At 56.0% G+C, this 16276-nt stretch carries 15 protein-coding genes, 1 tRNA gene and 1 other RNA gene; 3 read left to right on the top strand and 14 right to left on the bottom strand.

Going from position 1 to position 16276, the window contains the following annotated elements:
• The 9 genes from EPN93_01135 to EPN93_01095 all read right to left on the bottom strand — a co-directional run.
• Window positions 1-137: ribosomal-processing cysteine protease Prp (locus EPN93_01135; protein ID TAL39703.1), on the bottom strand; the 137-nt coding region annotated here is incomplete at its 3' end.
• Between the two features lie 3 nt (window positions 138-140).
• The gene (gene rplU, locus EPN93_01130) at window positions 141-542 is read right to left on the bottom strand and encodes a 50S ribosomal protein L21 (GenBank protein TAL39702.1); all 402 of its coding nucleotides are present in this window, start codon (window positions 540-542) and stop codon (window positions 141-143) included.
• Window positions 534-607: transfer RNA gene (locus EPN93_01125), tRNA-Met, on the bottom strand. Before EPN93_01125 ends, rplU begins: the two co-directional genes overlap by 9 nt.
• Window positions 608-678: 71 nt before the next feature.
• Window positions 679-1272 carry a hypothetical protein gene (locus EPN93_01120; GenBank protein TAL39701.1) on the bottom strand — a complete coding sequence of 198 codons (594 nt, stop codon included), beginning with the start codon at window positions 1270-1272 and terminating at the stop codon, window positions 679-681.
• 86 nt (window positions 1273-1358) lie between these two features.
• A complete protein-coding gene (locus EPN93_01115) occupies window positions 1359-2408 on the bottom strand; it encodes a sensor domain-containing diguanylate cyclase (protein ID TAL39706.1) in 1050 nt (349 codons plus the stop codon).
• A 100-nt stretch (window positions 2409-2508) separates the two neighbouring features.
• The gene (gene hisA, locus EPN93_01110) at window positions 2509-3228 is read right to left on the bottom strand and encodes a 1-(5-phosphoribosyl)-5-[(5-phosphoribosylamino)methylideneamino]imidazole-4-carboxamide isomerase (GenBank protein ID TAL39700.1); all 720 of its coding nucleotides are present in this window, start codon (window positions 3226-3228) and stop codon (window positions 2509-2511) included.
• Window positions 3219-3830: an imidazole glycerol phosphate synthase subunit HisH gene (gene hisH / locus EPN93_01105; protein TAL39699.1), complete on the bottom strand. Its 612-nt coding sequence runs from the start codon at window positions 3828-3830 to the stop codon at window positions 3219-3221. The genes hisA and hisH overlap by 10 nt, the downstream gene beginning before the upstream one ends.
• A complete protein-coding gene (gene hisB / locus EPN93_01100; protein TAL39698.1) occupies window positions 3827-4417 on the bottom strand; it encodes an imidazoleglycerol-phosphate dehydratase HisB in 591 nt (196 codons plus the stop codon). The genes hisH and hisB overlap by 4 nt, the downstream gene beginning before the upstream one ends.
• A 9-nt stretch (window positions 4418-4426) precedes the next feature.
• Entirely contained in the window at window positions 4427-7321 is a 2895-nt protein-coding gene (locus tag EPN93_01095) for a hypothetical protein (GenBank protein ID TAL39697.1), read from the bottom strand.
• 119 nt (window positions 7322-7440) lie between these two features.
• Here EPN93_01095 and ssrS point away from each other — a divergent pair.
• Window positions 7441-7624: non-coding RNA, 6S RNA (gene ssrS, locus EPN93_01090), on the top strand.
• A 90-nt stretch (window positions 7625-7714) separates the two neighbouring features.
• Here the strand turns inward: ssrS and nifJ are convergent.
• The gene (nifJ, locus tag EPN93_01085) at window positions 7715-11251 is read right to left on the bottom strand and encodes a pyruvate:ferredoxin (flavodoxin) oxidoreductase (GenBank protein TAL39696.1); all 3537 of its coding nucleotides are present in this window, start codon (window positions 11249-11251) and stop codon (window positions 7715-7717) included.
• A 397-nt stretch (window positions 11252-11648) separates the two neighbouring features.
• On the opposite strand from nifJ, the gene EPN93_01080 reads away from it, so the two are divergent.
• Entirely contained in the window at window positions 11649-12506 is an 858-nt protein-coding gene (locus tag EPN93_01080; GenBank protein TAL39695.1) for a hypothetical protein, read from the top strand.
• A gap of 3 nt (window positions 12507-12509) precedes the next feature.
• On the opposite strand, the gene EPN93_01075 is transcribed toward EPN93_01080, so the two are convergent.
• The 4 genes from EPN93_01075 to EPN93_01060 are packed head-to-tail and all read right to left on the bottom strand — an operon-like array spanning window position 12510 to window position 15480.
• Window positions 12510-13178: a hypothetical protein gene (locus EPN93_01075; protein ID TAL39694.1), complete on the bottom strand. Its 669-nt coding sequence runs from the start codon at window positions 13176-13178 to the stop codon at window positions 12510-12512.
• Entirely contained in the window at window positions 13168-13767 is a 600-nt protein-coding gene (locus EPN93_01070) for a DUF501 domain-containing protein (GenBank protein TAL39693.1), read from the bottom strand. Before EPN93_01070 ends, EPN93_01075 begins: the two co-directional genes overlap by 11 nt.
• Complete coding sequence (locus tag EPN93_01065) at window positions 13764-14195, bottom strand: hypothetical protein (GenBank protein TAL39692.1); 432 nt, start codon at window positions 14193-14195, stop codon at window positions 13764-13766. The genes EPN93_01070 and EPN93_01065 overlap by 4 nt, the downstream gene beginning before the upstream one ends.
• Window positions 14179-15480: a phosphopyruvate hydratase gene (locus tag EPN93_01060; GenBank protein ID TAL39691.1), complete on the bottom strand. Its 1302-nt coding sequence runs from the start codon at window positions 15478-15480 to the stop codon at window positions 14179-14181. Before EPN93_01060 ends, EPN93_01065 begins: the two co-directional genes overlap by 17 nt.
• Window positions 15481-15708: 228 nt before the next feature.
• On the opposite strand from EPN93_01060, the gene EPN93_01055 reads away from it, so the two are divergent.
• Window positions 15709-16164: a cytidine deaminase gene (locus EPN93_01055; protein ID TAL39690.1), complete on the top strand. Its 456-nt coding sequence runs from the start codon at window positions 15709-15711 to the stop codon at window positions 16162-16164.
• Window positions 16165-16276 lie beyond the last annotated feature (112 nt).

Below are 16276 nucleotides of genomic sequence, written 5' to 3'. Positions count from 1 at the left end.
GCCGAAACGCCGGCGCACACGATATCCTCACCCCTGGTTCCCGTATCCGCATGACCCTCGACCAGGATACCCAGCGGTATTCCGGCCTTTACGGGCAGGCCCGCGGGGCCGATATTCGTGAGCGCTATCCTGATCACGGATTACTGAAGCGCGACCTCCTGGATCTTGAGCTGGAGAAGCTGTCTCCTGTGTCCAAGGGTCCTGGTATAGTTCTTGCGTTTCTTGAACTTGACGCCGCGCACCTTTTCGCCCTTATGCATACCGAGCACCGCCGCCGTGATCTTGACATTATTCAGGTACGGTGTCCCGATCATCACCTTTTCGCCGTCCACGAGCATGAGCACCCTGTCGAGCTTCATGCCGTCCGCGGCTCCCGCCGGGACCTTGTCGACATCGAGAGTCATGTCCTTTTCAACCTTGTACTGCTTGCCGCCGATTTCAACTATTGCGTACATCGCCTCAACCTTCTCGATAACGTTACGGGGAGTCGCCTCCCCGCTGCTGGACTTTCCAATAATTAGAAAATCCCTGTGTGGGCCCACAAGGACTCGAACCTTGGACCCCCTGATTATGAGTCAGATGCTCTAACCGACTGAGCTATGGGCCCGAAATGTGGACAAATTATTACCTGCTTATGTCGCGGGTCAACAAATATTTATAGGATTGGCTTTTTTTTGATCACTCTTTGTATTCAAGTCTTGCCACGTAGGGCGACTCCGATTGCGCCTGCCCGTAGTAGAACTTCTTCTCGTTGATGTCGACCGCGTCGTTATAGGCCTCGACCACCCCCACGACATGAATGATCGCCGCCACTACGAAAAGGAGCGCCGCCACGATAAGGTCCGATCGCGCCTCCGTCCCCGATGCGCCCCCGAACAGCGAGAGATACAGGTAATAGGCCGAGGCCCCATATCCTACCCCGGTGAGGAGACAGAAGGTGATTCCCTTGAGGTCCTGGCGCAGATACACGTGTCCGCCACCGGGAACGATGAGCGAAAGCATGCATGCGAGCCTGGGGTCCTTCACCTGCAAGCCCGTGCCCGAATCCCTGCGCTCCGGCGCCTTCCCGCCGAACTCGTCGATATACTTGGAGGCGGGCTTTTTGTCGCGCTTTCCCGCCGCTTCTTCCACGGTAAGCTCGTCCGCGGCGCGCAGGGCGGGCGCAAGGTGGAAATCGACAAGCACGATCATGGCGGTGAGCAGGGCGATGGTCCTGATAGCCCTTCCCCTGGTATTCGGGATAGTCTGCCGCTCGCTTCTGGTAATGATCATGTCACACTCCGTGGACTCTCTCGCGTTCTTTCAGGTGAATACTACGGGAATCATGGACAAAAGCAAGAATTTTTCACGAGGCCCGTTTATAAAAACGAGACGCGGTTCCTGCCGTTCGTCTTCGAGTTGTAGAGGGCGCGGTCGGCACGCTCGATGATGCCTTTATTGTCCCTGTCGGCCTCGGGGATGAACTGCGTGACACCCAGCGATATCTTCACGCCCAGCCGAATGTCGCCGCACATGATTTTCGCGTCCTCGATGCTCTTGCGAATCCGCTCCGCGACGACGAGCGCGGACTCCAGGCTGGTCCCGGGGAGTATAACGGCCAGTTCCTCGCCACCGTACCGCGCGGCGACATCGATCTGCCTGACGCTGTTCATCACGATCTGGGCCACGTGTATCAGCACTATGTCGCCGCAGGTATGGCCATAAGTGTCGTTGAATTTCTTGAAATGATCGATATCCATCATGATGAGCGAGAGCGGCGTTTTCTGCCGAACGGCCTTTTCTCTTTCTTCCACGAGCGCGGCCTGGAAAAAGTGGTGTATCTTGAGGCGGGTCATCATGTCCGTGGTGGCCATTTCATAGAGCGACGCGTTCTGGATGGATATTCCCGCGAGCGAGGCGATGTTCAAGAGGTATTCCTTTTCCGATTCCATGAAGGGTGCGTTATTGATGCGCTCCCCCAGGATGATGATCCCGTTGAGCTTTCCCTTGCCCTTGAGCGGAACGATAAGCGTGGGGCGAATGACCATGAGCGTGTTCACCGCCGGGTCGTCCGGGAATATCACGTTAAGCTCTTCCGGGGAATAGCACCGAAAATGGTTCTCGATGTACTTGATGAAGCGGGAATCGGTCGCGATCTCGTATTCCAGCGAATGGTCCAGCTCGAATCCCTTGTAATTGCGATGCAGGATGTAGACGTTTTCATCGATGCCTTTTTTCAGGAAGATACCGGCCTTGAGGAGCCGCATATGTCCCATGCAGGTGAGAAGGATCGATTCTATCAGCACATTCGAGTCGAGGGTGGAATTGAGTCCCTTGCCTATTTCTATGAGCTGCTTGAGATCGTAGATCTTCCGCTCGTACTGCTCGATCTCGACGGGCATCTTTATTTCTATGTCGAACTCTTTCATGTCATCCATCAGGGATTACCCTTCACGCAGCGTTTTATGTGTCGTCCGCTATTCCGCAATTCGGGTCTGGGAAGCGGGCTCCCCGTTCGCGCCTTACCGTTTATGCGAACCTGGCACACGCCTCTTTCAAATCTACCCTGCCGTCGTAGTACGCTTTTCCCACGATGCAGCCTATAAGGCCCATGGGCTCCAGCTCGGCGAGATTCTCAATATCGGTCATCGAGGAAACACCGCCCGAGGCGACCAGCCTGATCCCCGGGACATCCTCCAGGATGCGTCTCATCGCGGCGATATTGGGACCCGAGAGCATGCCGTCGGTGGAGATGTCCGTGTAGATGATCTCATCGAGCCCCGAATTTTTCAACATATTTATAAAATTGAAGGCCTTTACCCCGGACACCGTCTTCCAGCCGTGCACGGCGACCATGGAGTCACGCGCATCGACGCCCGCCACTATATATTTTCCAAATTCCGTGAGCAATTCCCCGAACCCCGGGTCCAGGACGACCGAGCCCATGATTATCCTCCCGATGCCCGCATCCGCATAGCGCCTGATGGCCTGGGCGTTCCTGATGCCGCCCCCGATCTCGAGGGGAACCTTCACCGCGGCCGCCATCCGCACCACCAGCGCGTCGTTCACCGGCTTCCCCTCGAACGCCCCGTCCAGGTCCACTACGTGAATGAGCCTCGCCCCCATGTCCTGGAAGCGGCGCGCCATCTCCACGGGATCGTCGGAATATACGGTCATGCGTTCCGGGTCTCCCTGGATCAGCCGCACGCATTTCCCATTTCGAAGGTCGATGGCGGGAATTACGAGCATACCGCCCCGACGAAGTTTTCGACTATCCTAAGGCCCACCTTCCAGCTTTTTTCAGGGTGGAACTGCGTGGCGACCACGTTGCCTTTCCCCACGATGCAGGGGAACGATACGCCGTAGCGGACCTCGCCCAGTACCCAGGAGGGATCGCCTATCTCGGGGTAGTAGCTGTGGATGAAATAAAAATGCGAACCGTCGGGGACTCCCTTCAGGAACACCGAATCGCGCCTGAGCGCCACATCGTTCCATCCCATGTGCGGGACCTTGAGATCCCCGGCGGGAAAGCGCACGACTTTTCCGGGGATTACGCCCATACCCTCGTGGTGCCCGAATTCCTCGCTTGTGGAAAAAAGAAGCTGGTATCCCAGGCAAATGCCCATGAAATAGCCGCCCCCGCGGATATATTCCAGCAGGGGTTCGAGCCAGCCCATTTCACGCAGGTGCTGCATCGCCATCCCGAACGCTCCGTCCCCCGGCATGATGAGCCCGGCCGAATCCTTTATGGATGCGGGATCGCTCGATACCCGGACGTCCGGGGTGTATTTCTCGATCGCCTTCACCACCGAGCGAAGGTTGCCCATGCCGTAATCGATGACGGTTATCATGCGAGTACATCCTTGGTGGAGGGGACCTGGTCCGCGTAACCCGGATCGATCGAATAGGCACGGTACAGGGCTATCCCCAGGGCCTTGAATATCGCCTCGTGGATGTGGTGGCGGTTTTCGCCATAGTACAGCATGACATGCAGGTTTATCCCGGCGTTATCGGCGAAGGAACGCAGGAACTCAAGGGTGAGCTCTTCGTGGTAGTTCCCGATGTATCCCTTCAGGTCAGGGCCGGTATAGCGGAAATAGCATCGGCCCGATATATCCACGGCGGCGAGGCACAGGGCGTCGTCCATGGGTACCGTCGCCTGGCCGAACCGCACGATCCCGGCCTTGTCGCCCATCGCCTTCCGGAACGCCTTACCCATGCAGATCCCGATATCCTCAACGGAGTGGTGGTCGTCAAGCTCGTTGTCGCCCCTGCATTCAAGGTCGAGAAAGACGTGCCCGTGGCGCGCCATCGCGTTCAGCATGTGGTCGAAGAAGGGCACGCCCGAGCGAACGACCGGCTTGTCCGGGCTTCCGAGCACGAGCTTTACGGTAATATCGGTCTCCGATGTCGAGCGTTTGATTTCGGCTTTACGCATGGTACGCACCTAGTATTCGAAGCCCAGGCTGAATATGATATGCCTGTTGCCGAACGACTTATAATAATATGCCCAGGCGTAGTCAAGCTTTATAATGATGAGCGGGAACAGGGTCAATCGGAACCCAAACCCCACGTCGGACTTGAAATCGCCGAAATTGCCGGTCTCGCTGTCGATGAAGCGGTAGCGCCCGTCCCAGGCCGAACCGAAATCGCTGAAGAGCACCCCCCCAATACCGCCGATCCGGAAGAACAGGGGCCACCCCATCTTGATCCCTTCGATGAAGATGAATCGGAACTCCGTGCTGCAGAGGAAGTAATTATTGCCGCTATATTCGAGAAAGGGGTGCCCGCGCAGGGTGTTGAACCCGCCCAGGAAAAACTTGAAGAACTCGCTGTCTTTGCCCGTTATTTTCCCGGCGCTGCCCCTGAGTGCGAAGGTATAGCGCTTGTAGATGAAGAAATACTTCCTCAGGTCGATGCTGTAGCTCGTGAACTGGAAATCCTGTCCGGTCAGGTTGAAGGCCTGCTCCACCTCGATCTGGCCCCGGAATCCGTCCAGCGGCACCATGTAGCCCCAGAGCACATTGTCGTAGTTCAGCGAGACGGCAAGCTGGTTGAGGTTCGCGAAAACGTCCCTTCTCTCGCTGTCGAGCGAGTAGTCATGCTCATACCTGCTCGATGTGGCGCGCAGGCCGAAGCGGAAGAATTTCGAGAAGGGGTAGCTCGCGACCGCGTATGCCCCGTAGTGATTCACGTAGAGCGTGCTGGCATAGACATTATGAATGAGGTCGTTGACGCTCGAAAGGGTGAATATTCCGTACGGATTGCGCTGCCGGAACATTCCCACGCCGAAGTCCCACCGGTACTTGAGGTAATAATACGCCGCGTCGAAATTTATGTCCGACTGGCTTCCCGAATAGTTAAGATAATCCGTGGTAAGCTCGATCCGGTGGTCGCCCAGGTAGTCCGAAATCCCCATGCGCGCAAACCCGGCGAACCCGTATCCTATAGTGCCCCCTATGCCGAAAAACAGATAATCGGGACTGATCCTGGTCGTGTAATCGTCGAAAATCGCCTGCCCCATAGGAAAATAGGGAGAAGGAAAATCATGGCGGATATACTCCGTGTCGCGCTCGTCCGTCGCGGGTTTGAGCTTCTTCTCGTCGAATTCCTTGACGAAGATGTCGTACCCAAGGTTCTGGTAACCCACGAAGGCGAGCCTGGTTCCGTCCGGATACCAGCGCGGATAAAAAATGCCGCACAGCACGTCGGTGACCTTCGCCTCCTCGCCCGAATCAAGCTTGTACCGGTACGCATTATAAATGCCCGACCTGTTCGAGATAAAGACAATGCTCTTTCCATCCGGCGCGATATCCGCCTGGAGGTCGCTCCCTGCCGACTTCACGAGCACCGTGCGATCTCCGGATGCCATGTCCACGCGATGGATGTCGAAATTGTCGGCGGCCGCGTCACGGCCGTCGCCCCGCGTCGATGAGAACAGCACATGCCGGTTGTCCGGCGAGATGACCGGGTAGCGGTCGGTAAAGGCGTCGCGGGTGACCCGCGTGAGCGCGCGCGATTTAAGATCGAAAATATATATGTCGGTGGAGAGGTTGTCCTGCGCCGAAAACGCGATGAGCGTGCCGTCCCGGGACAGCGAGGGATCCATGACCGCGCGGAAGGGAAGCGCGATCTCGTCGCGGATTCCGCCCTCTTCGGGATCGATGAGAAAGATAACGTCGCGGCCGCCGGACTGCGCGACGAACACAAGCACCTTCCCGTCCCTGGACCAGGACAGGTTGTTCGAGAGCAGGTGCATGCCCTCGAACTTCGCGCTGGTATCCCCCATGAGGACGGTTTTCACCTTCCGCTCCTCTTTTTTCTCGATGGTGACGATCGAGATGGCGGAATAAATATCCATGTTCGTTATGAAGGCGATGCGTTTGCCGTCGGGAGACACCGCCGGGCACACGTTGAACGATGATTCGGTTTTAAGGTGAAACGTGAGCTGCTCGCCCTCCTCCTCGTCGAAAACCTTTCCCTTCACGACCGGGTAATACCGCTTCTTATAGAAGCGAATCCAATCCTGGTTCAGGTCCTCAAGATTTTTCCCCGTCGCGGTCTTGAAGGCTTCGTCGATATCGCCCACATCGCGCACGTCCCTGAAAAGCTCGCCGATTTTCTGCTTTCCGTATTGTTTTTCCAGGAAATAATAGAACGCCTGCCCTTCCTTGTAGAACAGGTACGGGCTGCGCACGTGCATCCTGGTAAGGTCCATGAGCGTAGCGTATTTTTCATTGTAGATGATGTCGCGCATCACCATGTCCGCGGTCTCGTCGTAGCCGATCGAGAGATATTCCGACATCCCCTCCATCATCCACAATGGCATTCCCCCGAATGAAAGCGAGGACATGCGCGCCCCGGACTGGTCGTCGAAAAGCATGTTATATTGGAAGGCGTGGGTCAGCTCGTGGACAAGCACATGGTGAAAATCGGCGTAGGATCCCGTGAAGGGGACCACGACCCGGTTCTTGAACGCCTCGGTGAAACCCCCGGTGCCTTCGCCGATAATTTCGAGAAGGATGTTGTTTTCCTGGAACGCGATATGCGAGGGATAAATGATTACCGGGATTGTCTGCGTCAATTCATGGCGGAGGTAGTCGGCAAGGTGGGCATATCCTTCCTCGGCATACTGCGCGGAGCGCACGGCCAGATCCTCCATGCCGGAGGGATAATACACGTCAAAATGAATCGTTTTCAGGATATTCCACTGAAAGGTGTCCTTGTTGACCTTGTTCTTCCCGAACGGCACCGCCTCCGATGCAAGGAATACGCACAACGCGACAGCCACTATAAAAAAACCGGCCGCACCTTTGCACCGATGTATTCGTCCATATCTCATTTTGAACCAGTTATAATGTAACTCAGCGCTTTATCAATGAAAAGCCGCAGCAGTTCAATTAAAAAATGGAGCGCGGCAATTTTTTGTTGATAGCGGATGGGGCATCCTGTTTATTATCACTGAGCCTGCGATGTTCGCGCTTAGGGACCATAATTTTTGAACCAACACTAGAGAATCTGGGATCTCAAGATTTGCGTGTGTAGGTCATGCTCCTCAAAGAGTAGACCGAGGTACGCGTGCGGGAACCCACCTGTAATAACAGGTTCAAAAGATTCGCCTCCTACACGGCATCGCGGGTTCATTTTATTTTATTAAATCAGTCACCAAAACCGAAGGCGCGGATATATATCCGCGCCTTCGGTTTTGGTGCGTGTATTCCCCGTGCGGCTGTTGCTACTTCGAGTAATCCAATGCCGCGAGCCGGCGATAGGAATTGTAGCGCCATTTCGCGTTCGTCTCGGCCGCCTGGAAAAGCTCGTCCGCCGCTTCGGGAAACTGCTTTTTAAGCGAAGAATATCGGACCTCGCCGGACAGGAAGTCCTGAAATTTTGTCCAGTCCGGTTCCTTGGAATCGAGCGTAAAGGGATTCTTTCCCTCTTTTTCGAGAAGCGGATTGAAGCGGTACGTGGCCCAATACCCGGACTCGACCGCGAGCTTTTCTTCCTTCTGGGATTTTCCCATTCCGTTCCGCAACCCGTGGTTGATGCACGGGGAATACGCGATTACGAGCGAGGGGCCGGGATAGGCCTCCGCTTCCTGTATCGCCCGCAGCGTTTGCATCTGGCTGGCCCCCATCGCGATCTGCGCGACATACACGTAGCCGTAGGACATCGCCATCATGCCCAGGTCCTTTTTACGGATCCTTTTGCCCGCCGCTGCGAATTTGGCAACAGCCGCCGTGGGGGTCGATTTCGAGGACTGGCCGCCGGTGTTCGAGTACACCTCGGTATCGAGCACGAGCAGATTAATGTCTTCACCGCTGGCGATAACGTGATCCAGTCCGCCAAACCCTATATCGTACGCCCAGCCGTCCCCGCCGATAGACCACACCGACTTCTTGATGAGATACTGGCGGAGGCTCAGGATCTCTTTCGCGCTGTTGTCGCTCTCGGCCTCAAGCAGGGGAATAAGGCGCGCGGTTATCTCGATGCTCTTCTGAGCATCGTTTCTGTTTTCAATCCATTCCCCCAGCGCCAGTTTCGTCTCGGGGGATAACCCGCCTTCCAGGAATTTTTTCGTCAGGTCGATGATCCGCTGCTTCATGTGCTCGACGCCCAGGTACATGCCATACCCATATTCCGCGGCATCCTCAAAAAGAGAGCTTGCCCACGAGGGTCCCCGCCCCTTCGCGTTCACGGTATAGGGCGTGGAGGGCGCGGTTCCGCCGTAGATCGAGGAGCATCCCGTGGCATTGGCGATCATCATGCGATCACCGAAAAGCTGGGTCAGGAGTTTGATATACGGCGTTTCACCGCAGCCGGAACACGCGCCCGAAAACTCGAAGAGCGGCTGGGCGAACTGGCTTCCCTTAATGGTGGTCTTCGGCAGTACGGTGTCTTTGTAGGTGACATTATGGTGCATGTGCATCCAGTTATTGGCCTGGTCAAGCTGGCTGTCCAATGGCATCATGACGAGCGCCTTCTCCTTGGCCGGGCAGATATCGGCGCAATTGCCGCACCCTGTACAGTCGAGTACGCTCACCTGGATACGGAATTTGTAGGCATCAAGGTCCTTCCCCTTTCCATCCAGCACCGGAATGCCGCCGGGAAGGCTCGCGGCCTCCTTTGCATCCAGAAGGAACGGGCGGATTACCGCGTGCGGGCACACGTACGAACACTGGTTACACTGTATGCAATTGGCGGGTATCCATTCGGGCACCTTGACCGCGATCCCGCGCTTTTCCAGCGCCGCCGTTCCCTGCGGGAATGTCCCATCCGGGCGGTCAATGAACGCGCTTACGGAAAGCTGGTTTCCCTCCTGGACGTTCATGGGCTCGAACACCTTGTTTACAAAGCTCTTCTTGCCGAATATGTTATTCGACTTCAGAAGGCTGATATTCTTCCATTCGGAGGGTATCTCGATCTTGATTAGTCCTTCGGCTGCGTGCGCGATGGCGTCGATGTTCATCTTGACGACATGCTCGCCCTTAAGGCCGTAGCTCTTCTTTATCGCCTTGTTCATGTACTCGACGGCCTTCTCGTATTCGATGACGCCGGAAAGCTTGAAGAACGCCGCCTGCATGATCGAATTCGTCCTGTTGCCCAGGCCAAGGTCCTCGGCGATTTTCGTCGCGTTGATGACATAGAACTTGATCTCGTAATCCGCCAGGTATTTCTTCATCCGGTCCGGGAGTCGCCGCTTGGTCTCCTCGGCGTCCCAGATGCTGTTAAGGAGGAAGGTTCCCTCGCGATCCAGGCCGTCCAGGACGTCGTACTGGTAGATGTACGACGGCACGTGACACGCCACAAAGCTCGGGTGATGAATGAGGTACGTCGATTTGATCGGATCCTTGCAGAACCGGAGATGCGACACGGTGAGTCCGCCTGATTTCTTCGCGTCATACGCAAAATACGCCTGCGCGTAGAGGCCGGTATTGTCTCCGATGATTTTCATCGAGTTCTTATTCGCACCCACCGTTCCGTCCGCGCCTAAGCCGTAGAACTTCGCGGCGAAGGTGTTCTTGGGCCCAAGGTACCTCTGCTCACCAATGGGCAGCGATCTGAAGGTTACGTCGTCGATAATGCCTACGGTGAAGAAGTTCTTGGGCTCGAACGATTTGAGATTGTCGAACACCGGCAGGAGCCTGCCCGGCGTCACGTCCTTAGAGGAAAGGCCATAGATGCCGCCCACGACGATCGGGCTCTTGTCCGCGGTATAAAAAATTTCCCTTACCTCCCGGTAAAGAGGTCCGCCGTTGGCGCCCGGCTCCTTGGTCCTGTCCAGCACCGCAATACGGCGCACCGTGCTGGGGATGACTTTCATGAAGTATTTCTTCGAGAACGGTCGGTACAGGTGCACCGAGAGCAGGCCCACCTTTTCGCCCTGGCTCACAAGCACGTCGATCACTTCCTTGAGCGTCTCGGTCACCGAGCCCATGGCGACGATGACGTATTCCGCGTCCTTCGCGCCGTAATAATTGAAGGGCAGGTATTCGCGTCCCGTAATATTGCTGATCTCCCGCATGTATCCTTCGACCATGTCGGGGATGGCGTCGTAATACCTGTTCGAGGCCTCGCGCATCTGGAAATAGATGTCCGGGTTCTGCGACGTACCGCGTGTAACCGGATTTTCCGGATTGAGGGCCCTGTGCCTGAATTCCTCGAGCGCGGTATAATCCAGCAGCCCCGCGAGCTGGTTGTAATCGATGACCTCGATTTTCTGGATCTCGTGGGAGGTGCGAAACCCGTCGAAGAAGTGCAGGAACGGGACACGCCCTTTTATGGCCGCGAGATGCGCCACGCTTCCCAGGTCCATCACCTCCTGGACGCTCCCGCTCGCGAGCATCGCAAAACCGGTCTGGCGCACTGCGTAAACGTCGGAATGGTCTCCAAAAATCGAAAGGGCATGGGTGGAGAGCGAACGCGCGGTGACATGAAGGACCGCGGGCAGCAACTCCCCCGACATCTTGTACATGTTGGGGATCATCAGGAGGAGACCCTGGGACGCGGTATAGGTGCTCGACAGGACCCCTGACTGCAGCGCGCCGTGAACGGCCCCCGCCGCTCCCGCCTCGGACTGCAGTTCGACCACACGGATGACATTTCCGAAAATATTCCGCTTCCCGGCGGCCGCCCAGTCGTCAATGTATTCGGCGATGGGTGACGAAGGAGTAATGGGATAAATCGCCGCCACCTCGGTAAACGCGTACGCAACATGCGCCGCGGCCATGTTGCCGTCCATCGATTTCATTTCTTTTTTCGTTTCCGACATGACGCACCCCTTCTATTTTAAAATTTTTTCAGTTCTTTAATAATCCCCGCGCTGACGTACAAGCCCGGGAATGCATGTTTCACACCCCCAGGTTCTGCTCCGCCGGCGCCCCATGTATGTATTCAAAAAGCTGTAGCAATTACTTTAGTAGGGATGATTTAATTCAACATATTTTCAACAATTAACCAGATTAATTCGCAGTGTTCCCTTATGTCACGCCGATTGACCAAATCACCCCATTATATTAATAAATAACATCTTTCCAACAGATAACAAGGAAAAAATTTTCCACACGGAGCCGGAATCCCGCGCGGGATTCCAGTGAGCGCCTGCTCACTGGAGTGCAAAATGATTGACTTTGAAAAATCAACCCGATAGGCTTCTATTGGAATCGCGCATGGAAAAATATTTCAGTCAATCAGCCGATACGCTGATCCCGGGAGAAAACGGGTACGGGCCGTATTATGAAAAGTACCGCGAATTCTGGCAGGGAAATCTGCAGGTAGTGCATGAAATCTCGGAGAAGCTTGAAAAAACGCTTATCAGGCTCGAGGAGAAATACTTCGATTTCGATGAAATCTACGGCACCATAGTTGGCCAACTGGACATCCTTTCTTCCATTTATTCTCATTACAATTCACTGACGGGTCATGAATACATTCTAAGGTTGAAGGCCCTGCTGGAAGACTACAGGAAACGTTATACGCACGAGGGTATTGATTTCAACCTTATGCATTTTCTCCATGCGAAAACGATCGAGTTGCGCGAACAGCAGATAAGCCGCTTCCCACGGCTCGAACATGCCGGCCGCCCGCTGGACCAGCAGGCTTCCGATGCGCGATCGACGGCGAATCCGGACGAGATGCCTTTCCGGTGGATATGTTTCGAGAGGAATGGAAGCTGGTTTATTTCGTCCTACGACACGATGGAGAGAATCGTTTTCAGCGATGCCGATATCATTCCCATGGAGGGAAGCGCCCGATACGGGGTCATGTCCGGGTCCAGTTCAATCCCGGTCACCGATCTCTTCTTTCGGGCTCCCCGGAATTCTGCGCCCCCGGAATCGTATTTAATCCTTCGTGAGAGGGACCACCGGATCGCCCTCGCCGCCACGCGAGTCGGCAGGAAAATCGGCGCGCGGCGGGACTTTCTCCGCGAGCGCATCCAGCCGCGCCGGGAACCGGGTTTTATACGGGGCAGGGTCAGGATTTTTGGTACGATACACCTGTACCTGGATATAGCGCGCCTGGGATGATCGTTAATCGGCCCCTTCTTCCGCGTTATCGCGCCCGACAAAGTACAATGACCGTATCTCGTCCGCGGAGACCCGTCCTTCCCTGAGAATTTCGAGGACGTGCGTGCTGATATCGATGAGACTCGACAGCTGGTGCCTCCGGCAAAGTTCTTCCACGATCAGGGAAAGGTCCGCGCCCTGCGAAAGCTTGAGTATCTCCGCCTTCCGGTACACGGGCTGCTTCCCTGCGCCCTTGTAGAGGTTCGCGAAGACCAGGGGGGCGTCCACGCGGCTTATAATGGCCTGGACGTATTTGCTCCGCGGGTATCTCACCGCGATGGTGCCCTGGGGGTTGTCCGCATTCTTGCTTTTTAAAATGACGGTCACCTCCCCCGGCCAGACGCGATTGAGAAAATCATAATCTTCCTTCGAAAATTCGGCCAGGTTGTCGAGCATTTTAAAATTCGAAATGAGCCGGATATAGCGTTTCTTGGATCGTTTTATCAGTTTGGAGATTCGCGCCTCCATGTCCGGTGACGCTATTCCTGCCGCAGCGTAGATGTTGTCTATAGGAAGAATCGCAATTCCCCCGGAGGCGAGGGTGTGCACGGCCCCCGCGATCACCTCTTCCCCCAGGGATCCGTCTTTTTTTAAATTCTTGATGATAAGAGGCTCGCAGGGTTTAACCAGCATTGCGGCACCGTACCTCGTCGCAATTTATTTTGTCGTTCAGCAGGCGGGACGTGATCACGCCCGCGACATTGTCGTCACAAATCCGAAAATGGGCAAAATGCGCATGCAGGCACTTGATCGCCCCGATGTCCCTAATGCCGGCGATGCCCACATTGAAAACGCTCGCGCGGTCCTCTTCCGGCGCGGTTCCGAAATACCGCTTGTAAAAATTCTTTCGAAGATAGTAGAAGCGCGCGTGGGCGGCTTCCATTTTAGTTCTCAACTCGAGATCCCCGCCAATGAGCGCCGACACCTTTTCGATATACCCTTCCTGCTCCAATTCGTGGATACATTCGTTAAGGAAGGGGCATGTCAGCCAGATGATATTGGTCACCGCCTCGTAACGCACCCCTCCCCGGGTTTCATCGGACGGCAGCGGGTTAAGGAGCATTATACGGGGGAATCCATAATCGCACCGTTCGACGACACCGCCCAGGAAGATATCGTCCCGGCCCAGCTGCCAGCGAATGACCCGCTCATCGCGGGGAGTGCTGGGGAACCGCTCCGGCTTGATTTCGTTCATACAATCTGTAATCTGGTTCGAACTCATAATGCCGCCGGGTCTTCCGGCTTCCTGTGCATCCTGGCAAGAAATAAGAATACCGCCAGGACGGATATCACCACCCAGAGAATCCGCAGGTGGTCCAGGTTCGCGTACGTTCCGTCTTCCTTCGCGTCCCCCGCACGGGCCGCCTGGTCTATCGGACCACCTCTTACGAAAACGATACGCTCTCCCTGTTCTATGAATCCCGCGATGCGCGCCTCCTCGCGGTTCATCTCTCCCTTTCTGTATTTCCCGTAAAGGTTTTTAAGCCGCTGTCCCTCGTCCTTGAGATCGTCTATGCGCTCCACGAGACGGCCCCGCTGGCGGGAAAGCTCCATGCGCATGATGATCCCGCTCTCGCCGAACACGAAAAAGTAGATCGTCGAGAGCGCGAATACGAGTATGAACAGCGTGAGCCTATTTGACTTTAGCAATGCTGTAAAAAACCTCTTTTCCCCCGTATACCGCCATGTCCCCCAGTTCCTCCTCGATGCGCAGGAGCTGGTTGTACTTCGCGATGCGGTCGGTGCGCGACGCGGAGCCCGTCTTAATCTGGCCCGCGTTCATGCCCACCACCAGGTCGGCTATGGTCGTATCCTCGGTCTCGCCGGAGCGGTGCGATACCACGGCCGTATACCCGGCCTTCATTGCCATCTGGATGGCGTCGATCGTCTCGGTGAGGGAGCCTATCTGGTTGACCTTGATGAGGATGGAATTGGCGATGCCCTTCTGTATCCCCATCCTGAGCCGCTCGGTGTTGGTCACGAACAGATCGTCGCCCACGATCTGGATTTTCCCGCCCAGCTTATCCGTCATGAGCTTCCATCCGTCCCAGTCGTCCTGTGCGAGCCCGTCCTCGATGGATATTATCGGGTACGCTTCAACCCACTTGGTATAAAAATCCACCATCTGCGCGCTGTCGCGCTCGCTCTTGTCGCTCTTTGAGAAAATGTACTTCTTTTTTTTATCGTCGTAAAACTCGCTCGAGGCGGGATCCATGGCGATGAAGATGTCCTTGCCGGGTGCGAGGCCCGCTTTCTTGATTGCCTCCATGATGCAATCCAGCGGCTCCTCGTTGGATTTGAGCGACGGCGCGAATCCGCCCTCGTCCCCCACCGCGGTGGAATATCCCTTCGATTTCAACACGCCCTTGAGCGCGTGAAAAACCTCGGTCCCCATGCGCAGCCCCTCGCGGAAGTTCGGGGCCCCCACGGGCATGACCATGAACTCCTGGAGATCCACGTTGGAATCGGCGTGGGATCCACCATTTATGATGTTCATCATGGGAACGGGCAGCTCGCACGCGTTCACCCCGCCCAGGTATCGGTACAGCGGCATGGTGAGCGTCGTCGCGACGGCCTTGGCGCAGGCGAGCGAAACCCCCAGGACGGCGTTGGCGCCCAGCTTCGATTTATTGGGCGTCCCGTCCAGGTCGATCATCGTCTTGTCCACGAGCCGCTGGTCCATCGCGTCCATGTCCATGACCGCGGAATAGATGGTCTCGTTCACGTTTCCCACGGCCTTCTGCACGCCCTTGCCCAGGTAGCGGGCCTTGTCCCCGTCACGGAGCTCGACGGCCTCGTGTTCGCCCGTGGATGCGCCCGAGGGTATGGCGGCGCGGCCTATGGCCCCGGACGAGAGCTGGACTTCGACTTCGATGGTGGGATTCCCCCGGGAATCGAGTATCTCCCGCGCGTGCACATCGGTAATGATCGTCATGGTACTATCTCCTTACACAGTATGGATTATCTGCATTTCACAATGGCAACCCTGCCTGCGGAATTCGTTCCGCGGCAATAGTATTTCATTCATGAATCGGGATTTCGATCAAGCAAATTTTAACATTCCCGGGCGTCGGTGTATCGGCCCCCCCGATAATCTATTGACAGGGCGGGCGGCATATGGTTGAACGCATATCGGCGCCCATCACGGCCCAAGGAGACCGGAATGACCCAGCGACCCTCGTGGGACGAATACTTCATGACCATCGCCTCGGACGTGGCGACCAGGGCGACCTGCATCCGCAGGCAGGTGGGCGCGGTCATCATAAAGGATCGCCGGATACTCACCACGGGCTATAACGGACCCCCGGTGGGAATATCGCACTGTACCCCTGAAACCTGCCTTCGCACGAAATTCAACATCCCCTCGGGGGAGCGCCACGAGATGTGCAGGGGCCTCCACGCCGAGCAGAACGCGATCATCCAGGCGGCCCTCCACGGCGTATCGATCAAGGGCGCGTCCATCTACTGCACGCACCAACCGTGCAGCATCTGTACGAAGATGCTCATAAACAGCGGCATCATGAAGTTCATATTCAGGGACCCGTACAACGACCCGCTCGCCGACGAGATGATCCGGGAGGCCGGCGTGGAGATTTCCGTCTACGCGGGCAGGCGATAACGACGGGGATATGGGCGCCGATACATCCACGGCGTGTTCCGCGCTCAGTCTGTGATCGGCTCCCTTCACCTAAATTATTTCTTGTTCAAATAAATAATAATTGTAAATTTCC

This window comes from Spirochaetota bacterium (assembly GCA_004297825.1).
GTDB lineage: Bacteria > Spirochaetota > UBA4802 > UBA4802 > UBA5368 > FW300-bin19.
The sequence above is the reverse complement of the archived record's forward strand: the minus strand, read 5'-3'. Positions and strand labels throughout refer to the sequence as shown.